At 47.6% G+C, this 18,830-nt stretch carries 17 protein-coding genes and 1 pseudogene; 4 read left to right on the plus strand and 14 right to left on the minus strand.

Translation table 11 applies throughout. From position 1 onward, the window contains the following. The first annotated feature begins 56 nt into the window (after positions 1-56). Both PPM_RS26140 and PPM_RS26145 read left to right on the plus strand, forming a co-directional pair. A complete protein-coding gene (locus PPM_RS26140; protein ID WP_013373875.1) occupies positions 57-401 on the plus strand; it encodes a helix-turn-helix domain-containing protein in 345 nt (114 codons plus the stop codon). Between the two features lie 62 nt (positions 402-463). After that, entirely contained in the window at positions 464-808 is a 345-nt protein-coding gene (locus PPM_RS26145; protein ID WP_013373876.1) for a helix-turn-helix domain-containing protein, read from the plus strand. 83 nt (positions 809-891) lie between these two features. Here PPM_RS26145 and PPM_RS26150 read toward each other — a convergent pair whose 3' ends face one another. The 4 genes from PPM_RS26150 to PPM_RS26165 form a co-directional block, all read right to left on the minus strand. Then, positions 892-1,380 carry a DinB family protein gene (locus tag PPM_RS26150; protein ID WP_013373877.1) on the minus strand — a complete coding sequence of 163 codons (489 nt, stop codon included), beginning with the start codon at positions 1,378-1,380 and terminating at the stop codon, positions 892-894. 28 nt (positions 1,381-1,408) lie between these two features. Next, positions 1,409-2,317: an AraC family transcriptional regulator gene (locus PPM_RS26155; RefSeq protein ID WP_013373878.1), complete on the minus strand. Its 909-nt coding sequence runs from the start codon at positions 2,315-2,317 to the stop codon at positions 1,409-1,411. A gap of 80 nt (positions 2,318-2,397) precedes the next feature. Continuing rightward, entirely contained in the window at positions 2,398-2,565 is a 168-nt protein-coding gene (locus tag PPM_RS26160; RefSeq protein WP_013373879.1) for a CxxH/CxxC protein, read from the minus strand. 105 nt (positions 2,566-2,670) lie between these two features. Then, on the minus strand, positions 2,671-3,435 hold the full coding sequence (locus PPM_RS26165) for a class I SAM-dependent methyltransferase (protein WP_013373880.1): 765 nt from the start codon (positions 3,433-3,435) through the stop codon (positions 2,671-2,673). 206 nt (positions 3,436-3,641) lie between these two features. Here PPM_RS26165 and PPM_RS26170 point away from each other — a divergent pair, with 206 nt between their 5' ends. Continuing rightward, positions 3,642-5,363: a cellulase family glycosylhydrolase gene (locus PPM_RS26170; protein WP_013373881.1), complete on the plus strand. Its 1,722-nt coding sequence runs from the start codon at positions 3,642-3,644 to the stop codon at positions 5,361-5,363. 85 nt (positions 5,364-5,448) lie between these two features. On the opposite strand, the gene PPM_RS26175 is transcribed toward PPM_RS26170, so the two are convergent. Then, complete coding sequence (locus PPM_RS26175) at positions 5,449-6,684, minus strand: S1C family serine protease (protein ID WP_013373882.1); 1,236 nt, start codon at positions 6,682-6,684, stop codon at positions 5,449-5,451. 503 nt (positions 6,685-7,187) lie between these two features. On the opposite strand from PPM_RS26175, the gene PPM_RS26180 reads away from it, so the two are divergent. Beyond that, entirely contained in the window at positions 7,188-7,394 is a 207-nt protein-coding gene (locus tag PPM_RS26180) for a hypothetical protein (protein WP_013373883.1), read from the plus strand. On the opposite strand, the gene PPM_RS26185 is transcribed toward PPM_RS26180, so the two are convergent. The 9 genes and pseudogenes from PPM_RS26185 to dnaB all read right to left on the minus strand — a co-directional run bounded on the left by PPM_RS26185 (position 7,363) and on the right by dnaB (position 18,829). Further along, entirely contained in the window at positions 7,363-8,169 is an 807-nt protein-coding gene (locus PPM_RS26185; RefSeq protein WP_013373884.1) for an MBL fold metallo-hydrolase, read from the minus strand. The genes PPM_RS26180 and PPM_RS26185 overlap by 32 nt on opposite strands. Before the next feature lie 6 nt (positions 8,170-8,175). After that, the gene (yycI, locus tag PPM_RS26190) at positions 8,176-8,940 is read right to left on the minus strand and encodes a two-component system regulatory protein YycI (protein ID WP_013373885.1); all 765 of its coding nucleotides are present in this window, start codon (positions 8,938-8,940) and stop codon (positions 8,176-8,178) included. An 18-nt stretch (positions 8,941-8,958) separates the two neighbouring features. Further along, positions 8,959-10,299: a YycH family regulatory protein gene (locus PPM_RS26195; protein ID WP_013373886.1), complete on the minus strand. Its 1,341-nt coding sequence runs from the start codon at positions 10,297-10,299 to the stop codon at positions 8,959-8,961. Between the two features lie 65 nt (positions 10,300-10,364). Beyond that, positions 10,365-12,125: pseudogene (gene walK, locus PPM_RS26200) on the minus strand (cell wall metabolism sensor histidine kinase WalK); the annotation flags it as partial. Beyond that, positions 12,122-12,853, minus strand: a complete 732-nt coding sequence (gene yycF / locus PPM_RS26205) for a response regulator YycF (RefSeq protein WP_013373888.1) — start codon at positions 12,851-12,853, stop codon at positions 12,122-12,124. The pseudogene walK and the gene yycF, both read right to left, overlap by 4 nt. Before the next feature lie 234 nt (positions 12,854-13,087). Further along, complete coding sequence (locus tag PPM_RS26210) at positions 13,088-14,611, minus strand: M23 family metallopeptidase (protein WP_013373889.1); 1,524 nt, start codon at positions 14,609-14,611, stop codon at positions 13,088-13,090. A 309-nt stretch (positions 14,612-14,920) separates the two neighbouring features. Further along, a complete protein-coding gene (locus PPM_RS26215; RefSeq protein WP_013373890.1) occupies positions 14,921-15,577 on the minus strand; it encodes a hypothetical protein in 657 nt (218 codons plus the stop codon). 230 nt (positions 15,578-15,807) lie between these two features. Further along, complete coding sequence (locus tag PPM_RS26220; protein ID WP_013373891.1) at positions 15,808-17,094, minus strand: adenylosuccinate synthase; 1,287 nt, start codon at positions 17,092-17,094, stop codon at positions 15,808-15,810. Positions 17,095-17,470: 376 nt separating this feature from the next. Then, positions 17,471-18,829, minus strand: a complete 1,359-nt coding sequence (gene dnaB, locus PPM_RS26225) for a replicative DNA helicase (RefSeq protein ID WP_013373892.1) — start codon at positions 18,827-18,829, stop codon at positions 17,471-17,473. Position 18,830 lies beyond the last annotated feature (1 nt).

Raw genomic sequence — 18,830 nt, forward strand, 5'->3', positions numbered from 1 at the left:
TAAGATGGTCTGTAACCATATTCTCTCCTCTTCTAACCTTAAGTGGAGGTGATTACATGAGTTTACCAGAAAGTGTTGGAAATCGGATACGGGAGCTAAGAAAGGCTAAAGGATGGACACAGGAACAACTGGCAGAAGCCGCAGGACTTCATTACAGTTATATTGGTGGAGTAGAACGTGGGGATCGAAATATTTCATTGGAGACGTTGGAAAAAATAATTCTAGCGTTAAAAGTTCCGCCTTTTGAACTTTTCCAATTCGATGAAACTACGGATCGAAAACAAATTATAAATGAACTTATGTTACTCATAAATTCAAGAGAAACAACTGAACTCGAAATTCTGACTACTATAACTAAAAATATTGTTGGTTTAATTGAGCTTCAGCAAAAAAAGAACTGAACTATTCCCTTCTACCTGACTTTTACACTTCATCTTCCATAAGCTTGTTATGAGGTGGTAGTATGGCTGAATTACGCAAGCAAATCGGTACAAGAATCCGGGCTATTCGAAATGCAAAGGGACTTACACAGCAAAAACTAGCTGACATCGCAAGCTTGGACTATAGATATATTGGTGCATTAGAAAGAGGAGAAAGAAACTTTTCGATTGATACCTTGGAGAAAGTGCTAACCGCCTTAAACGTGTCTATCAGTGAGTTGATGTTTTCCGAAGAACATATGACTACAGACGAAATGATTCGGCAAGAGGCGATAGATGAGTTTGTAGCGTTGACCAGCAGATTAAATGATGAGCAGATCAGCATTCTTAGACGTGTTAGTAAAGAAGTTTCACGCGCGTTCGACTAAGTCATTTCACCCTAAAAAGCCTTGAATAAAACCAAAAAAGAGCACCCAACAGGTGCCCTCCAAACCTTTTTATATAAAAATACTCAAGCATACAACATAAAAAAGCTCACTTCATGTCCCAGTTGCTTTAGATAATTATAGATCAACGAGCGGTGATGGAATACGTGGGTCACGGTCTCAATCTGCCATTGAACCTGTAAATGCCCATGCTCCATATAAAAGGCCTTCGTTGAACGATTCAGATAATCGTCCTCGCTGAGCGAAAGAATGTAAGCCTTATAAGCCTCAAAATTCTGCCTGAAGGTCGCAGCTAAACGCTCGGGATCTTCCATTCCGGACAGGCTATTTTCGATGCTTCCCACTTCTGCCTCGGACTTCTCCTGCATAATCGCAAGATCCGAAGCCGGAATAAGCACAAAATGATGCACTAACTCCAGCAACGAGCGGAAATTGTCCTGTGGGCGAAAGCTCCAATCCTCTGGGCGTATTTTACGAATCAAGGCTTCCCCCGTCCGTACTCCGGTCTCCAGCTCATTCAGCAGATGATCGCGAACTTGCAGTGTTCCACTCATATTCTCATCTCTCCTTTGCTATTCTTCTTCATATTTTGAGTATAGCCGGGGTCCCTGAACGTGTATTGTAAAAATCGGACAACTTCCGAAAGTCTTTAGCCGCAGTAAGCGGAGAAGCTCCATAAAATCTACGAAAATCACGGATCAGATGCGCTTGGTCAAAAAAGCTGTGCTTTAATGCCAGCCCCGTCCAATCGACGGAACCACCACTCTGAATACTGTGGAGAACGCTCTGAAAGCGGACGACTTCACTGAACTTCTTGGGGCTAATCCCGATCCATTGTCCAAATTTGCGGTTGAGCTGTCTTTCACTGATCGCCTCACGCTCAGCAAGCTCCTTAACCCCCACACTCCCACCGCTCATAAAGATGCGATGCAGCAGGTTTTTCATCAGGTCACAATCGCTTGTCCTACGACTCAGTAGCAGCTGGTTGAGATACTGATCCATTATACGCACCCGTTCATTAAAGTCTCGTGCCTCCAAAATACGCTCACCTATGATCTCGACATTCTCAGGCCATATTTCTTCCAAGCGATAATTACCACCTGTAAACAAATGAGTCGGCATGCCGTGAAAATAATGTGCTCCACCGGGGAAAAATCTTACTGCAAAAATACGTGTCTCGGACCCTGCTTGTCTGGTAGACACGAACGGATGCGTAAATGCCCCGCAATATGAGAGTTCCTGATGCTTACTCACCGGGTCGTATTCTAATAGAATATCCGTACAACCGTCAGGTAATACTCGGTCCACTGCCTCTCTACCCGATACTCTCATATTCCCTTCAGGGACTTCTTTAGTAACCGGGCCAGACTCCCAATAACAGGCTACGTAGGCTCTCAGCGCAGCAGACGGTTCTTGCTCAATATAATATGTATAGGGGTCACTTCCATTGACTTGAAGCGGACGAAACAGTGAATGTAGCAAAGGGTCCATCCATCGTTCACTCCTGTCTCAGATGTGGTAGGAATAAATACAAAAAGGACGTTTCTCCCCGAAACGCCCGTGCTTGTTTTTTAGACGACCAAAAACTCTGCTTTCTTCTCACATTCCTTGCACTTCACTGGAGGGTCCCAATCCGAAAATTTCGTTTCTTTGAGATCGACGACATCCGGTGCATCCTCGTATTCATCGACGAACATATCAATTGCCAGTTCCACATGCTCTTTACATACCACGTACATTCCAGTTGCATCCCTTTCCGTTTGAAGCTCTTCCTGTTGTAAGTGTGTCAAAACTGCCTTCTTTTGTTCTACCACACTTGACGCGGAAAGGAAAGGGCTTGCCCACTATCCCTGACGTTGGGTCTTAAAAATGAGGAAATTACTGACGTTCAGGTCTTCACGGAAATGGGGATATTTCTCCAGCATGTCAGCAGACGGCTTCGGTTCGATCATCCCATCCAACAACAAGCCTGCCTCAACAATGGTCTGTACATAGCTGCCCAGCGTACGGTGAAAGTACAAAAGCTTTTCCTCCTGATCATAAGGGATCGCTTGCTCCAATGGGCCTTCGTTGAAATATTGATCCACTTTCCAATACAGCTTTTTCCCTGTCTCATCCTTCACCCAGCCACTCTGCGGTGTCAGAAAGCACGGATGCAGAATAGAAAAAATAAAGCTGCCCCCTGGAACTAATAACCGCCGCATTTCGGCAATCGCCAGCTCATAATGAGCCAAATCCTGAATGACCATATTGGATACGATCAGATCAAAACTCTGGTCTTCGAACATCTCCAGCCTCTCCAGATTGCCGTGGTGATATGTAATTCCCATTGCTGACGGTGTCCGCTCTCTTGCAAGCTTCAGCATCTCTGTCGAGTAATCGACAGCTTCCACCAACGCGCCCTCCTGAACCATTTTCCGGCTCAGGTAACCTTCGCCACACCCGGCATCAAGCACTTTTTTACCTGCGATCAGTCCCATACACTCTTGCAAAGCAGGATTTAGCAGCACTTCACGAGACCGATCCCCTTCTTCGGTGTACTTGGCAGTAAAGTTTTCTGCATGCATGTTCCAGCGTCGAATGGCCTCTTCGGTGTTCCACTTATTCATATTCATCTCCTTCTTTCTTTTGGTATTTGAGGGGGCCATAGATTCTACACTCATTTCTGTATTTTTTCAATAATAACGCTTACAAAATTAAAATATCTAATTAGCACATGATTTTTACATGAATTATACAGGTATTCCATATTAAAATAATATGATAGTGTTTAATGGAAAGCGCTTTCAAAATTAACTTTGTAAAGGGGCCTGTTATGTTAAAACGAAGACCCATTTCATTGCTGTCGTTGACGCTTGCCATTACCTTATTGTTATCCACGTTCGCATCCGTTGCCGCTGCTGCTGAAACGGACGGACAAGCACAGCCAGCCGCTGCCATCGGCAATATGCAGTCATATGTGGAAGCCATGCAGCCCGGATGGAATTTAGGAAATTCGCTGGATGCTGTCGGGGCGGACGAGACCGCCTGGGGCAATCCGCGCATTACCCAAGCTTTGATTCAGCAAATTGCTGCCCAAGGGTACAAAAGTATTCGCATTCCCGTCACCTGGGATAAGCACATTGGAGCCGCACCAAACTATACGGTTGAGTCTGCCTACATGAATCGTGTGGAAGAGGTCGTTCGCTGGGCACTGGATGCCAATCTGTATGTCATGATTAATGTCCATCATGATTCATGGACGTGGGTAAGCAGTATGGAACCCAAGCATGATGAAGTGTTAGCTCGCTATAACGCATTATGGACACAAATTGCCGACCGCTTTAAAGACCAGTCTCACAAGCTGATGTTCGAAAGTATTAACGAGCCCCGGTTTTCTGAAGGGGGAACCACGGATGAAGCGAAAATGAATCAGATGCTTCATGAGCTAAATGTATCCTTCCACAAAATCGTTCGCGCCTCCGGTGGTAAGAATGCCACTCGTCCTCTTGTTCTATCCGGTCTGGATACTTCACCTGCCCAAGCCAAGATCAGCCAGCTTTACAACACAATTACTGGGCTGAACGATCCCAATCTGATTGCGACCGTTCACTATTATGGCTTTTGGCCTTTCAGTGTAAACATTGCCGGGAATACAACATTTGATAAAGTTGCCCAAGATGATATTATTCAAACGTTTGATAATGTCTATAACACCTTTGTAGCCAAGGGAATTCCGGTTATTGTCGGTGAATATGGCCTGCTCGGCTTCGATAAGCATACAGGTGTTATTGAACAGGGTGAAAAGCTGAAATTTTTTGAGTTTGTGACCCATTACATGAAAGAGAAGAAAGTAACAGGTATGCTCTGGGATAACGGCCAGCACCTGAACCGGACAACGTACAAGTGGTCTGATCCTGAACTCTTTAATGTTATTAAGGCCAGCCTGAAAGGACGTTCCTCCAATGCAGCTAGTGATCTCATTCATTTGAAGAAAGGCTCTCCTGTTCAGGAAACCAAGGTCACTCTAAACCTGAATGGCAACCAGTTAAAATCACTCCATGCCAACAGCAAGCAACTGAAACAGGGGACCGACTACACGCTGAGTGGAGACACATTAACCTTCAAAGCCAGCTTGCTCACCAGCCTAATAACTTCCGGTAAATATGGTGAGAATGCCGTAATGACCGCCAAGTTTAATAAGGGGGCGGATTGGAATTTTAGAGTCGTTGTGTATGATACACCAAAATTAAGTGCTGTCGAAGGGACTACTCAAGCCTTTACCATTCCAACAGACTTCCGTGGTAGCCAGCTTGCGACGATGGAAGCCGTGTATACGAATGGTGGCAATGCCGGTCCACAGGATTGGACACCTTATAAAGAATTTGGCAATACTTTTGCCCCTGCCTATGATACCCATGGCATCAAGCTGCTGCCTGAATTCTTCAACAGTGTGAAGGATGGCGAAGTCACACTGAAGTTCCACTTCTGGAGCGGAGATGTGGTGACATACAAAATCACCAAGAGCGGAACCCGTGTGACGGGCGTGACGTCTTAATCTAAGGCACAGCACAAATCGAAAAAAGGCGTTCCCGGAATAAGCCGGAGAGCGCCTTCTTTATAGTTAAGCCTATCATTCAACCTTAGCCTTCCGGCTTATCTGTTAATTTTAACGTCACCGACTCTTCCTTGCCTGCCCGGTAAAAGGTAACTTTCAGCTCATCGCCAATCTTCTTGTTATCGTACAGGTAACGACGCAAATCAAGCGTAGAGTTAATCGGTTCGCCATCAAACGCCGTAATGACATCGTTCAGCTTCAAGCCGCCCTCCTTGGCAGGACCATGGGCCTCCAGAACAACGGCCCCATCTTTCACACTGTCAGGCAGCTTGAGTTCCTTGCGCTGAGTTTCATCCAGCGGTGCATATTCATTATTAAGATCCACCGTGTACACCCCCAGATAAGGGCGGGTGATCTTGCCGTCCTCAACCAGTTCATTCACCGTCTTCATTACTTCATTGGCGGGAATGGCAAAGCCCAATCCTTCCACACCTGTATCGGCGATTTTCATCGTATTGATGCCAATCACGCGTCCGTCCAGATCGACCAGCGCTCCACCGCTGTTTCCTTCATTAATCGCTGCATCGGTCTGAATCACATGCTGCTCCCAGTCATATACACCATCCTGATTGATGGAAATCGGAATAATTCGATTCGTATAGCTCACAATGCCAGAGGTCAGCGTGTCTCCCAATCCGAGTGGATTGCCAATCGCAATGACCGTCTCGCCCAGACGAAGTTTGCTGGAGTCCCCGATATCCGCTACTGTGCTAATGCCTTTATCATCAACGGCCAGTACAGCGATATCACTAATGCGATCCTTTCCGACCAGCTTCGCTTCTTTTCTGACACCGTCTACGGTTACAATATCCAGATCATCCGATCCCTCAATGACATGGTTGTTCGTCATAATAAAGGCTTTGCCTGAGCTCACACGGAAAATGACGCCCGATCCAAGCGCTGATTGTTCCGTACTGTTACCGTCTTCCCCTTTTAGGTTTACGATGCTGACGACAGCTGGGCGTATCTTGGCTGCCGCTTGCACAATCCGGTCATACGGATCGCCCGCTGCTTGCCGCAAGGGATAATGACTTGCTCCGGTTACTGCTGTAGTGGAGGGAAGACCTGTAATAAAGCTGAACAGCAGCACGGCAACCACTGCACTAACCGCACCGCTGATGACAGCAGCCTGCACCGGACTTACCCGGCGATTCCTGTGCGGCCAACGTCCCCGTCCTCCGCGACGTGCTTTAAATGCTGTTTTTTTAGCCGCACGTGTGGACACCTTCGTTGAATAAAAATCATCTTCAAACAAGCCCATGCTAATCCTCTCCCCTTCGTTGTCATGCACCGACACTCACTAAAAAATTAGGGCTATTCGGGCTTGCGCCAACCTATGCTACAGAGAACCTGCTCCGTTGAACATCACAAATGGATTGAATATCCCCCACCATCGGAATTCAGCAACTAATCGTTTTGGTCTACTTATTAATCACCACAAATAGCACTTTCCTAAGCAACCAAATCTCATAAATTAGCATACACGCCAAATTTGACCCCGAATAGAGGGAAAAAGAGGAATGATTTCCAAACCAATGGACTACAATAGTAACAAGTCTTCTATTCTATTACAAAATGATCGTCTCATAGAGACGTTCTGGCTTGTTCCCGTCCGCTTAAAGCAGCCTATACTTTCGATGAGAGCCTTCCTTCAGAAAGCTTTCTGTTGTTAGCTTTATTGTATCACAGCACCTGGCAAAACCACAGGCAGAACCAAGCTTATTGCACGCCATTTTAAAAATATTTTTACAGGAGGAATATAAGATGAATTCCCATCGTTCCGCTATGGATGAAGTTCGCATGGCTGCCAAGCTTGCGGATTTGAAAGACGAGCACTACCGGAATACACTGGCACTAAGTACATTGATTGAACTACTGGTAGACAAAGGCATAGTGACCCGTGAAGAGGTCGAGCGCAAAGCCGCCGAGCTGGACAGCTTTATGGCTCACTTACCTTATCCCAAGGTGTAGGACGATCATAATACGTATCACACAATCGAAACTCACTATCCCTGTAAAAACAGCCGCGGTCTTCCATCGCATCGCGTACAGTCATCTTCGCAAGTTCCATCATATTGTGGTCGCGGCTCAAGTGTGCCAGATACGTTCGCTTTGTCCGTCCGGTCAACAGCTCGCTAAGAATCGCTCCTGCCATCTCATTGGATAAATGGCCGATATCACTGAGAATACGGCGCTTGATGTTCCAAGGATAACGACCCATACGCAGCATTTCTACATCATGATTAGCCTCCAGCACCAATACATCTGCATCTGATATCGCTTGTTTTACCTTATCACTGACATAGCCGAGATCGGTTGCTACGCTAAGCTTCTCTGCCCCATCATAAAAGCTGTACCCTACGGGCTCAGCCGCATCATGGGAGATGCCAAAAGACTCTACACGCAATGACTCAAATTCCCTTGTCGCGCCTGTCTCCAATATTCTGCGGTTATCATCCGCGATTTGCCCAACAGCGTTGCTGATGGCAAACCATGTCTTCTCGTTAGCATATATAGGTAAATTATATTTACGCGCCATGGCGCCTAGTCCTTTAACATGATCGGAATGCTCATGTGTGACCAAAATACCATCCAACTCTTCTCCGCTCAGATCGCGTTCTTTCAGCAATTCGTCAATACGCTTTGCGCTGAGACCTGCATCGATGAGCAATGTCGTGTCTTCGTTCCGCACAACGGTAGCGTTGCCGGTCGAACCGCTCGACAGCACGGTAAAAGAAATCCCCATATCTGTTCAAGACCCTTCTGTATGTTCTGTCTTTGGACTAATGACATCTCCGTTCATCTGTACATAATACACACCTTTTCCGTTGTCCAGCATAAACCGCCACACCGGGGCAGCCACCTGGCTATCGGAGTTAAAGGTCTGTCCGTAATACCCTAGCCGGATATCCTTCACTACGGAGTCACGCGGCAAATAGCCGTCGATCAACCTCGCCAATGCTTTGGACGCAGGCAGCATTTTCTTTGCCTCATCCGAGGGCTGGAGCTCCACCTGAATTTTGCGATACCCTGTAATCTTCTGATTGCTGTAAAACAGAGCCAGCTTCACATTAAAGAGCGGCCACTTGCCCTGTACCAATGGATGCAGTACAAAAGCATCTGCCTGTCCGGATACGAGCTCCTCCTGAACATCCAGCGGATCATACTGATAGCTATCGATATCCTTGATTTGCGGCTCCAGTGCCTCCACTAGCGCATCATGAGTGAATACCAGCTTGCTGTCCACCGGTCTCAGCAACTGCACAAGTTCATCCTTCTCTCCACTATGGACATAGGTGTAAGACAGCTTGGGCAGCTGTGGGGTATCTCCGGGAATCGGAGCCAACACCTGAATGCTTTTCTCTTCCATTAAACGCTGCGTGTTTTCATCCAGTGAAGTAAAATCTAGATTCGGCCCGGCCGTTTCCTGCGCATCATGCCACAGTTGATAACCCAATACCACATTGAGCAGCAAAAATGTACAGATCAGTACGTTTTTAGCGCGGCTCCAATCCATTCCCGTTCCCCCTTCCTATCATCGCTTTGTCTCTTGGTCTGATTTCGTTGGTGTTGTATTGGATGCTGTCGTTACAGGAACAGCATGAATCTCTGCCGCAGAACCATCGCTGAACGTAACACGCCACTCAGGGACAAGCTTCAATCCGTCATTGATCAGCTCCGGCTGATATACAGGAGTCAGATCCCTAATCGACTTGCCATCGCCTACCATTTGCAGTTGCTTCTCCAAGGCTTCGCCACCTGGCAGCAACACCTTTCTCGAGGATTGCTCCCCGCCCTTGAGATACAGCAACGAACGATCATAGACAGATGCCGTTTCCTGCTGGATTTGCAATGAAATCGTACCAAAGCGGAACGATGGCGTGTCCAGCACCGGATAAGCACCATAATACTGCTGGAACATCACACTTGTGCGATTTTCATCGCTGCTCCTCAATTTCATCTGATATGAAGCATCCCAACCGCCATGCTGATTTACAAAATCAACTGCGGCCAATACGTCCCTAATCGGACTGCTTCCATCTGCCCCTGGTGCACTGGGATCGGTATAGCTCATCCAACGTTGATCCTGCTTGATCTGTAGACTACGCTTGCTATCTGTATAAATTTGGGAACCATCTTTTTCCTGAATATTGCGCGTAATGCCTGGATCGAAAAATAAATTTCGCTGCATCTGTTCCGTCGTAAACAACCCGGCATATACCACAGGCTGTACAGTCTCCAGGTTATTCACGGGAATGTAGTACTGATTATTCACCAGCTTGTACAACGGAGCATTTTTCCCAAAATTCACATGCTGCCGAATGTCTTCTACCGTCATATCGAACTGGTTCGCCTCATACACCACATCGCCTCTGGCACTAAAAAAAAGCGCGTGCGGCTTGGCATTCTTTTCGTCGATATAGATCCAGATGCGGTTAATCGTCTCTCCCTGAAACACCGAATCCGGCGTCAGACGCATAACCCGTTCCAGTAATGAAACCGGAACTCCGCCTGAAAATGATAGTTCGATCCCCTCATTCTCACTGCGGATCCGTGCCCAGTCCGCTGATTGGATACTCCGACGTTGGAAATTGTTAAAACTTCGACTTTCCAGCCGTGTATAAATTAAATCGTAAAAAGTAACCCCCGGATAAAAAACGGTATGTTTCTTCTCACCTTGATGAATTAGCATCCTATCAGGGAATACAAGATTTTCAATCTTTTTCTCCTGCCCCATGCTTTCGGTTTTGACATAGTTCGTTTCTGAGGTGATTACAGAATCACTGCCCGGAAGACGGTAGATCAAAAAATAAGTCTGAACCAGGCTGGAAGCCACCAGCAAAACAAGCGTCCAGGACTTCAAACGTTCCTTCACTGTGCTTCCCTCCCTTCACCCGACATAGGCAGCGTAAAAGTCGTACAAGTTCCCTGACCATATTCGGACTCTAGGAAAATCTGGCCTCCATGGGCCTTTACAATTTCCCGGGCAATCGACAGCCCCAGTCCCGTGCCACCCATATTGCGCGATCTCGCCTTGTCCACACGATAAAACCGTTCAAAAATCCGGTCCAGATCTTTTTTGGGAATACCAATTCCAGTATCCTGCACCGAAATAGCCAGCATGCCCTCATTGTTGCGGCGAGCCTCGATCCGAATACTTCCACCTTCTGGCGTATATTTCAATGCATTGGACATCAGATTGTCCAGCACCTGATCAATCTGATCGCGGTCGATTACGACCTTGCCAATCCCCTGCTCTACGAACATGCCTGAGCGAATGTGATTTTCCTTCATCTGAAAAGAAAACCGATCCGCGACCTCGTCCAGCATCTCCATCACATCGGCAGGCTGCATCCGCAAAGGCGCTTCATTGGAATCGAGCCGCGATAGATGCAGCAAATCTGTAACCAACCGGATCATACGCTCCGTCTCATTGCGTATAACACCCACAAAACGCTCTGCGAGCTGCGGCTCAGCCATCGCGCCGTCATCCAGCGCTTCAGCGTAGCTGCGGATCGTCGTCAGCGGTGTGCGTAGCTCATGGGATACATTAGCTACGAATTCCCGTCGCGTCGTCTCCATTTCCTCCTGCTCTGTCACGTCCTGGAGCACGGCAATCGTACCAGTAATGCCAAATTCCCGCCGATGAATTGGCGTAAAGGTCACACGGATGACGATGGGTTCATCCTGACCGGCTGGCTCCAGCTGCAAGAGCGTAGAAGCGGACGAGCCGCTATACAGAGCCTCGGTTTCCTCCGGATCGATCCCTAGCAGTACCGCGATATGTCTGCCAGTCATTTCATTCTCGTTCACGCCCAGCATGGCACTGGCGCGGCGATTGACCAGAATGACCCGGCCATGATCGTCGGTAGCGACCACACCGTCGCTCATATTGGTCAAGATGGAGGAGAGCTTTTCCTTCTCCTCCTCATTCTGCGACAGTGCCTCACGCAGACGTCCTGTCATATAGTTAAAGGCCACGCTCAGCCTACCGATTTCATCTTCGCCAAACACCGGCATCTGCTGGTCAAATTTGCCCTCAGCGACCTCTGTTGCATGACGTGTCATCACTTTGATCGGATGCGTAATCGTGTGGGCCAATACCACGCCCAGCACAGCCGTTAATGCGAGCGCAATCAGCATACCTGAGAGAAACACATTGTTAATGCGTTTCATCGTATCGTACAGCTCAGCCATGGAAGCAGCGATGTACACTGCGCCGACGATTTTGCCTTGGCTGATGACAGGCTTGGCGACGACTTTCTTGCGGACGTTATCCTCGTCCACCATATATTCCTCGTTATCACGGATTCCTTGAAGTGCGCGGCTAACCACTGTCTGCGTATTTTTACGTCCGACATAGTCAGCGTGGGAGCCTTGAGAAGTAATCAGTACTTTGCCGCTGGCATCCAGCACCTGAATTTCCGCGCCGCTGAAATCAAACAAGTTATTTACGCGTGCACGCAGACTTTCGACGCTATCTTCTTCCATTTTGCCATCACTGCCGCTCAGATCCTGCTCCGCCAGCACGGACAGCATCTCCGCCCGTGCTTGCAAATCCTGCGTAAAATTACTCGTCAAAGAGTTCTTCATCGAGCTGACAAAATAGACTCCAATCAACTGCATGGCCACCAAAATAAGTAGTACATAGATAATAATCAACTTGGCATGAATGGTGCGAAAGAAAGACAGCCATCTCATGCCCGCAGGCCACCTTTGCCCCCGCTAACGATATATCCGAGGCCACGGCGTGTCAGGATGGTCTCCGGCTTGCTCGGGTTTTCCTCAATCTTCTCGCGTAGCCGCCGGATCGTCACGTCTACCGTCCGCACATCCCCGTAGTATTCAAATCCCCATACCGCTTGAAGCAAATGCTCGCGAGTCATGACCTTGCCTGCATTTTTCGCCATATAATATAGAAGTTCATACTCGCGATGCGTCAGGTCAAGTGGAGTTCCGTTTTTATAGGCTGTATACATATCCGCATCAAAAAAGAGATCGCCTACGCGCAGCCCCTGCTTATCCTCCTGTGGGCGGCTTTCCGGCGTGCCCGCCACGCCGCGTTGCTGTCTACGCATCTGTGCCTTCACCCGTGCCAGCAATTCCCGTGTGCTGAACGGCTTCGTCACATAATCGTCCGCGCCCAGCTCCAGCCCTAGCACTTTGTCGATTTCCCCGTCCTTGGCAGTCAGCATAATAATTGGCGTCTGAAGCTGATGTCCGCGTACCTCGCGGCATACATCCATACCATCCATGCCCGGCAGCATCAGGTCCAGCAAAATCAGGTCTGGCTGTTGCTTAACCGCAATATCCACTGCACTGATTCCATCGAAGGCGCAAATGACCTCGTAGCCCTCTTTTTCCAAATTAAATTTCAAAATATCAGCGATAGGTTGTTCATCATCCACTACTAGAATCGTCCCCTGCATACAGCGTTCACCTCTTCTCACGGATCATCATCTATCATTAACTTTTCGTTTGTTAGCGCCCATAAGATGCTTATTCTATTCTATCATACCCGTACGCTATTCCATTACTTTTCCAGACCCTTTTTCTTTACGCAGAAAAAAACCATGCCTGCACCTGCTGTTAAGCATGCAGAAAAACATGGCCTTTCTCCTTGTTCTTCGTCAATCATGTAGCTAACGATATAAGCATCAAATCTATCTTAAATACGTCATGGGATTGCGTGCCGTATTATCCTTGCGAATTTCAAAATGAAGATGCGTTCCTGTTGAGCGTCCTGTGCTCCCCATAACTCCGATCGACTCGCCTTGTTGAACAACCTGTCCTACATGAACGCCAATGCTGCTCAAATGCCCGTACACCGTCTGATAGCCGTTGCCATGATCGATCATAATAACATTGCCGTATCCATTCTGCTGACCTGCAAAAGACACCACACCCTCATCAGATGCGTGAATGTCAGGACTGCCGACCAAGTCGACCCCCTCGTGCATACGTCCCCAACGTGCGCCAAAGCTGCTCGACATCGTAGCACCGGACACTGGCCAAGCGAACTGTCCAGAGCCCTCTCCCATAACCTTCGTTCCTCTAAGAACCACCTCGGTTACAGACGGTTGCAGTACCTTTTGGCCGAGCCATTCCTCTTGTATAACTTCACCGTTCTCTTTGGTCAAACGATAGTCCATCTCTTTAAGACCTGCTTGTCCCGGTCTAACGACTTTCGTAACCCCTGCCTTCAATTCATCGCTCTGGCGAATCTCCACCTCAGGCTCAATAGCAATCTGCTCAACGACCTTTTCTACCGTTCGTACCGTGACAGGTACCTTTGGAGCCGTGACCTTTAACTCGTCCCCAATTTGCAAATACAACTCACGCAGACCGGGATTGTTCTGCTTAATCTCCCAAGCCGTCGTATTGAACTTGGTGGCAATCGACGACAATGAATCGCCTTCCTGCACCGTATAGGTTGTAGGAGCTTCACGCCCTTCGGTCAACACTTTAACCGCTTCTTCCTCCGTCAGCACCTTGTTGGGATCTGCTTTTACTGGCTCATACGCAATTTTTTCTCGGATACTGGCAGACTCCAGCCATGCCTTAGGCGTTTTAGTGCTTGCGCTAGCATGACTACTACCCACAGATGTTTTGCGAACCAGCCCCTTGATGCCTGTAGCCGTGCCTTCACCCGCAGGTATGTATTTCTTCTGCACTTTCTTTAAAACCGCTTGTGCTGTCGCTTTATCCTTTACAATGCCAACCGTCTGTCCGTTGACCTTCACTTCTACTCCTTTGGCATAGGCAGTCAGCATACCATCCAGCTTCTTCAGTGTGGCTGCGCTGTCGATATCCGCCTTATAAGCCTTTTCCGTGCTCGTCGTTACCGCACTCGTATTGAGCACCATTTCCACGTCAGGATATTTGTCTTTATACTGTTTGCTCTTCGTTGTATACAACTGCTTAAGCTGCTGCTCATTCAGGATACCGCCGACCTCAACGCCTTTAACATACACTTTATAATAAGGAACCATATTGGCTCCAACATACTGATTGCTAGCAAAAATAAGACCGCCAACAATCACAATGCCGCCTGCCGTCCAACTTAACCATCTTTTCCGTCCGCTCCACCATGTTGCTATTTTCCCTGCTTTATCAGCAGAATTGCCCTCAACACTTGAATTTCCACTCCTGTGGTCTGGTGATAACTTCCCCTTAGAAACCTCCATGGTTCTCTCCTTTTCAGCATATCCTATCTCTATTAAATGCGTTCATTATTGTTTTTTTACATGATAAAAGTAGCCCTTTTACAAGCTTATCTATGATAATAGTCGCTATCTAGCATTGCATAGTTACGTAAAAGGTTTCAAAAATTTAACCTTTTCACAACACAGTTTACTTTAACATAGCTTTTACAAAGAATTCAACTACACCCCAATTACTTCCTTGAACGCAAAAAAATCCGCGCCTAGCGCGGATTCTACAGTCCTGTTTTGAGCATTAACACTGCCCATACATTCTTGTGTTTTATTCATGCATTATTTAAGCATACCCATCAGCTTGTTATATTCCTCTTTGGTCAAATACTTCGCAAGCACCTGCTGAATATCTTGCAGCTCCTGCTCGGTGAGGCCGCCTTCCATCGCGGCTGATATTTTCTGCATCTCCTCCGGCGGTAGTTTACTCATGAGAATCGTAAAAATCTCCTGCTTCTGAGCCGCCGGTAAATTGTTCTTTTTCTCTGTCAGATGGTCGGGCGTAATGACCAAATCATGACCTTCGATACTCGTTTCGGGAGTAGCTGTACCTTCTGCCTGCTGACGCGACTCGCTGCCTGATGTTCCCGCCGACGTGGCCCCTTCCTGGGATACCGTTCCATTGGATGAGCCTCCAGCTTCACGTCCGCTTTCCTCTAAGCCCTGTCCCATGACAGGCAAAGCATTATCAGGCGGTGTTACACCTCCAGAGTCGCTCCCTGTCGTCTTGCTCTTCCCTGTGCCTGTACTTTGGTCAGTACCAGCGCTGCCTTTTAGCCAACTCCATCCCCATGTCGGCTGGTGATCAAGCTGAATGTTAAACTGCCGCAGCAGTGATTGAACATAGGCATTCACGACCACACCGGTCACTGCCAGTGTCAGCGCGCTGACCAGCACCACCGTCATTCCTTTTTTAAGCAGCCATCCAAGCCACCTCATATCCCGTTACCTCCTTATACGCATCTTGCCATGTGTACATCATGAAGTGCATATAGACCAGTATTGACGAGATATGACGATTTTTAACCCTTGGAATATATAAAAATAGCACAAACACAACTACACAGAAAAAAGGAGAGAAAGGAATTAACCACCTCTCTCTCCTAATCGTACAGGAATAGCTATATTTTAGAACAGGCATGACGCCTTCATAGAATCCTATAGATGTCTTACAAATAAATCGGAAGCACTTGGTTCGTTTGATCGCGGTTACGACCAACCGAGAAAATAGCGATTGGAATGCCTGTCAGCTCGGATACGCGTTGTACGTATTTGCGTGTATTTTCAGGCAGTTCCTCCAACGTTTTTACGCCAGTAATATCTTCGCTCCAACCTGGCAATTCCTCATATACCGCTTCGCATTCCGCCAGCATTTTCAAGCTAGCTGGATAATGCGTGATGATCTCACCGCGATATTTGTAGCCTGTACAGATTTTGACTGTTTTCAGGCCTGTCAAAACGTCCAACGAGTTCAGGGAAAGACCCGTTAATCCACTGACACGACGGGCATGACGGACAACGACGCTGTCAAACCAGCCAACACGACGAGCACGTCCTGTAACCGTGCCGTACTCATGACCTGTTTCACGAATGTAATCGCCGACTTCATCGTTCAACTCCGTTGGGAAAGGTCCATCACCTACACGAGTTGTGTACGATTTAGCTACACCGATCACTTGTTGAATTTTGGACGGGCCTACACCGGAACCGATACATACGCCGCCAGCCGACGGGTTAGAGGACGTAACATATGGATACGTACCTTGGTCGATATCGAGCATAACGCCTTGCGCACCTTCAAACAACACCTTACGATTCGCGTCGATTGCATCGTTCAGCACAACAGACGTGTCCGCTACATAAGGACGGATAAACTCAGCATATTCCAGGTACTGTTTCAATATTTCTTCAACATCCAGCGGCTCGCCGCCGTATACTTGCTCAATCACTTGATTCTTTTCCTTCGTTAGATGGCGCAGTTTCTTTTCGAATTCTTCTGCATCCAGCAAATCAGCAATACGAATACCGTTACGTGCAGCTTTATCCATATAAGCAGGGCCGATCCCTTTACGGGTAGTACCAATTTTGTTAGGACCTTTGCGGTCTTCTTCCAGCACGTCCAACGTCATATGGTAAGGCATAATGACATGTGCGCGGTCACTAATGACCAAATTTTTTGTGGAAAATCCATTATCATGAATATAAGTAATTTCTTCAATAAGAGCGGCTGGATTCACTACCATGCCGTTGCCAATAACACACTTTTTATCTTCATAAAAAACGCCGGATGGAATCAGGCTCAGCTTATACTTTTTACCGTCAATGAGAATCGTATGACCAGCATTGTTTCCGCCTTGGTAACGGGCCACCACTTCAGCGCTTTCCGCCAGATAGTCCGTGATTTTACCTTTGCCTTCGTCTCCCCATTGTGTTCCCACAACGACTACAGTTGACATGTTTCATTCCTCCGTGGAGTGCCCACAGACACTCTGATTTTGAGCTGACGCGCTAACACATATCTGGCTTCAACCGCCTCAGCGGGCAGATATGAAGCGTTCTCGGACAGCAGGAAAAAACGTCCGTCGCAGACATTCCGCAAGTTCGGAAAGCCCCGGGCGTAATGATCTCCCACTGCGTTGAAGCAGCACTATAAGTGTACCAGTACCATTTTTCAAAGTCAAATAAAAAGCGAACATTATATTACATGAAAATAGTATTGTTCGTAATTGAGAGTTTCAATCGTTCTATGAAAATATATGAATTCTATAAAAAAGACTCTCTCGAAACCGCGATACCCGCGTCGAAAAAGCCTTTTCTAAACATACTAATATATTAACCGGCGAACGCATCCGAATGGGCACGCTCGTAATTAGCGAATTTATTATAATTTTTAAGAAATACCAACTCTACCGTACCGACCGGGCCGTTACGCTGCTTGGCAATAATAATTTCAATAATATTTTTCTTTTCTGTTTCCTGATTATAGTAATCATCCCGGTACAGAAACGCAACGATGTCAGCATCCTGCTCGATGGAACCCGATTCCCGCAAGTCACTCATCATGGGCCGCTTATCTTGACGCTGCTCTACACCCCGACTCAGCTGGGAAAGGGCGATTACAGGCACTTCAAGTTCACGGGCGATTTGTTTCAATGTCCGTGAAATTTCGGATACCTCCTGCTGCCGGTTCTCGCCCGCTTTGCCGCGTCCGTGAATGAGCTGCAAGTAGTCAATAACGATCATACCCAGTCCCTTTTCCGCCTTGAGACGGCGGCATTTGGCGCGGATATCAGCCACAGTGATGCCGGGCGTATCATCGATATAGATTTCCGCCTCTGACAAGGCTGCAATGCCCATCGTCAGCTTTGCCCAATCGTCATCGCCTTTAAATTCACCTGTCCGCATGACGTTCGCGTCCAAGTTAGCCTCGGCACAGATCATCCGCTGCACGAGCTGAGCCGCCGACATTTCCAGACTGAAGATGGCAACCGTCTCTTTTGCCCGTACTGCAACGTTTTGTGCAATATTCAGGGCAAATGCCGTTTTACCTACAGATGGACGAGCAGCCACAATGATCAAGTCATTGCGCTGGAAACCCGCTGTCATCTTATCCAAATCAACAAAGCCGGACGGAATTCCGGTCGTGTTGCCCTTGTTCTGATGCAGCAATTCAACGCGGTCAAACACTTCCATCACGACATCGCGGATGGCAATAAAGCCACTGCCTGAGCGCCCGTTGGAGATTTCCATAATCTTGCGCTCGGCATCGCTCAGCATACCGGCGACATCCTCGCCACTGCTATAGCCTTCGCTCACAATCTGTGTAGCTGCACGAATCAAGCGACGAAGCATCGCTTTTTCTTCAATGATCTGGGCATAGTAATCCACGTTAGCCGCTGTTGGCACCCCGTGAGCCAACTTCGCCAGATAACTGACACCACCGATATCCTCTAGCTGTCCCTTGTCTTGAATTTTCGAGGTCAGCGTAACCAAGTCAATCGGCTGTCCGGATTCACCCAGCTCAATCATTGCTTCGTAAATCATCTGATGAGCTTTATCGTAAAAGTCCTCGGTCTGCACCCGCTCCATTGCGGTAATCAGTGCTTCGGACTGAAGCAAAATAGACCCGATAACCGCCTGTTCAGCCTCCAGATTTTGCGGAGGAATCCGATCAAAAAATTCGCCGCCCATA

The organism is Paenibacillus polymyxa M1 (assembly GCF_000237325.1).
Lineage (GTDB): Bacteria > Bacillota > Bacilli > Paenibacillales > Paenibacillaceae > Paenibacillus > Paenibacillus polymyxa_C.

Bases quoted from the DNA above. Each gene is read 5' to 3' on its own strand.
- yycF (WP_013373888.1), bottom strand. From the start codon at position 12,853: ATGCAGGGGACGATTCTAGTAGTGGATGATGAACAACCTATCGCTGAT.
- PPM_RS26170 (WP_013373881.1), top strand. From the start codon at position 3,642: ATGTTAAAACGAAGACCCATTTCATTGCTGTCGTTGACGCTTGCCATT.
- PPM_RS26140 (WP_013373875.1), top strand. From the start codon at position 57: ATGAGTTTACCAGAAAGTGTTGGAAATCGGATACGGGAGCTAAGAAAG.
- yycI (WP_013373885.1), bottom strand. From the start codon at position 8,940: ATGGATTGGAGCCGCGCTAAAAACGTACTGATCTGTACATTTTTGCTG.
- PPM_RS26155 (WP_013373878.1), bottom strand. From the start codon at position 2,317: ATGGACCCTTTGCTACATTCACTGTTTCGTCCGCTTCAAGTCAATGGA.
- PPM_RS26160 (WP_013373879.1), bottom strand. From the start codon at position 2,565: ATGTACGTGGTATGTAAAGAGCATGTGGAACTGGCAATTGATATGTTC.
- PPM_RS26165 (WP_013373880.1), bottom strand. From the start codon at position 3,435: ATGAATAAGTGGAACACCGAAGAGGCCATTCGACGCTGGAACATGCAT.
- dnaB (WP_013373892.1), bottom strand. From the start codon at position 18,829: ATGGGCGGCGAATTTTTTGATCGGATTCCTCCGCAAAATCTGGAGGCT.
- PPM_RS26180 (WP_013373883.1), top strand. From the start codon at position 7,188: ATGAATTCCCATCGTTCCGCTATGGATGAAGTTCGCATGGCTGCCAAG.
- PPM_RS26185 (WP_013373884.1), bottom strand. From the start codon at position 8,169: ATGGGGATTTCTTTTACCGTGCTGTCGAGCGGTTCGACCGGCAACGCT.
- PPM_RS26150 (WP_013373877.1), bottom strand. From the start codon at position 1,380: ATGAGTGGAACACTGCAAGTTCGCGATCATCTGCTGAATGAGCTGGAG.
- PPM_RS26215 (WP_013373890.1), bottom strand. From the start codon at position 15,577: ATGAGGTGGCTTGGATGGCTGCTTAAAAAAGGAATGACGGTGGTGCTG.
- PPM_RS26145 (WP_013373876.1), top strand. From the start codon at position 464: ATGGCTGAATTACGCAAGCAAATCGGTACAAGAATCCGGGCTATTCGA.
- PPM_RS26220 (WP_013373891.1), bottom strand. From the start codon at position 17,094: ATGTCAACTGTAGTCGTTGTGGGAACACAATGGGGAGACGAAGGCAAA.
- PPM_RS26175 (WP_013373882.1), bottom strand. From the start codon at position 6,684: ATGGGCTTGTTTGAAGATGATTTTTATTCAACGAAGGTGTCCACACGT.
- PPM_RS26210 (WP_013373889.1), bottom strand. From the start codon at position 14,611: ATGGAGGTTTCTAAGGGGAAGTTATCACCAGACCACAGGAGTGGAAAT.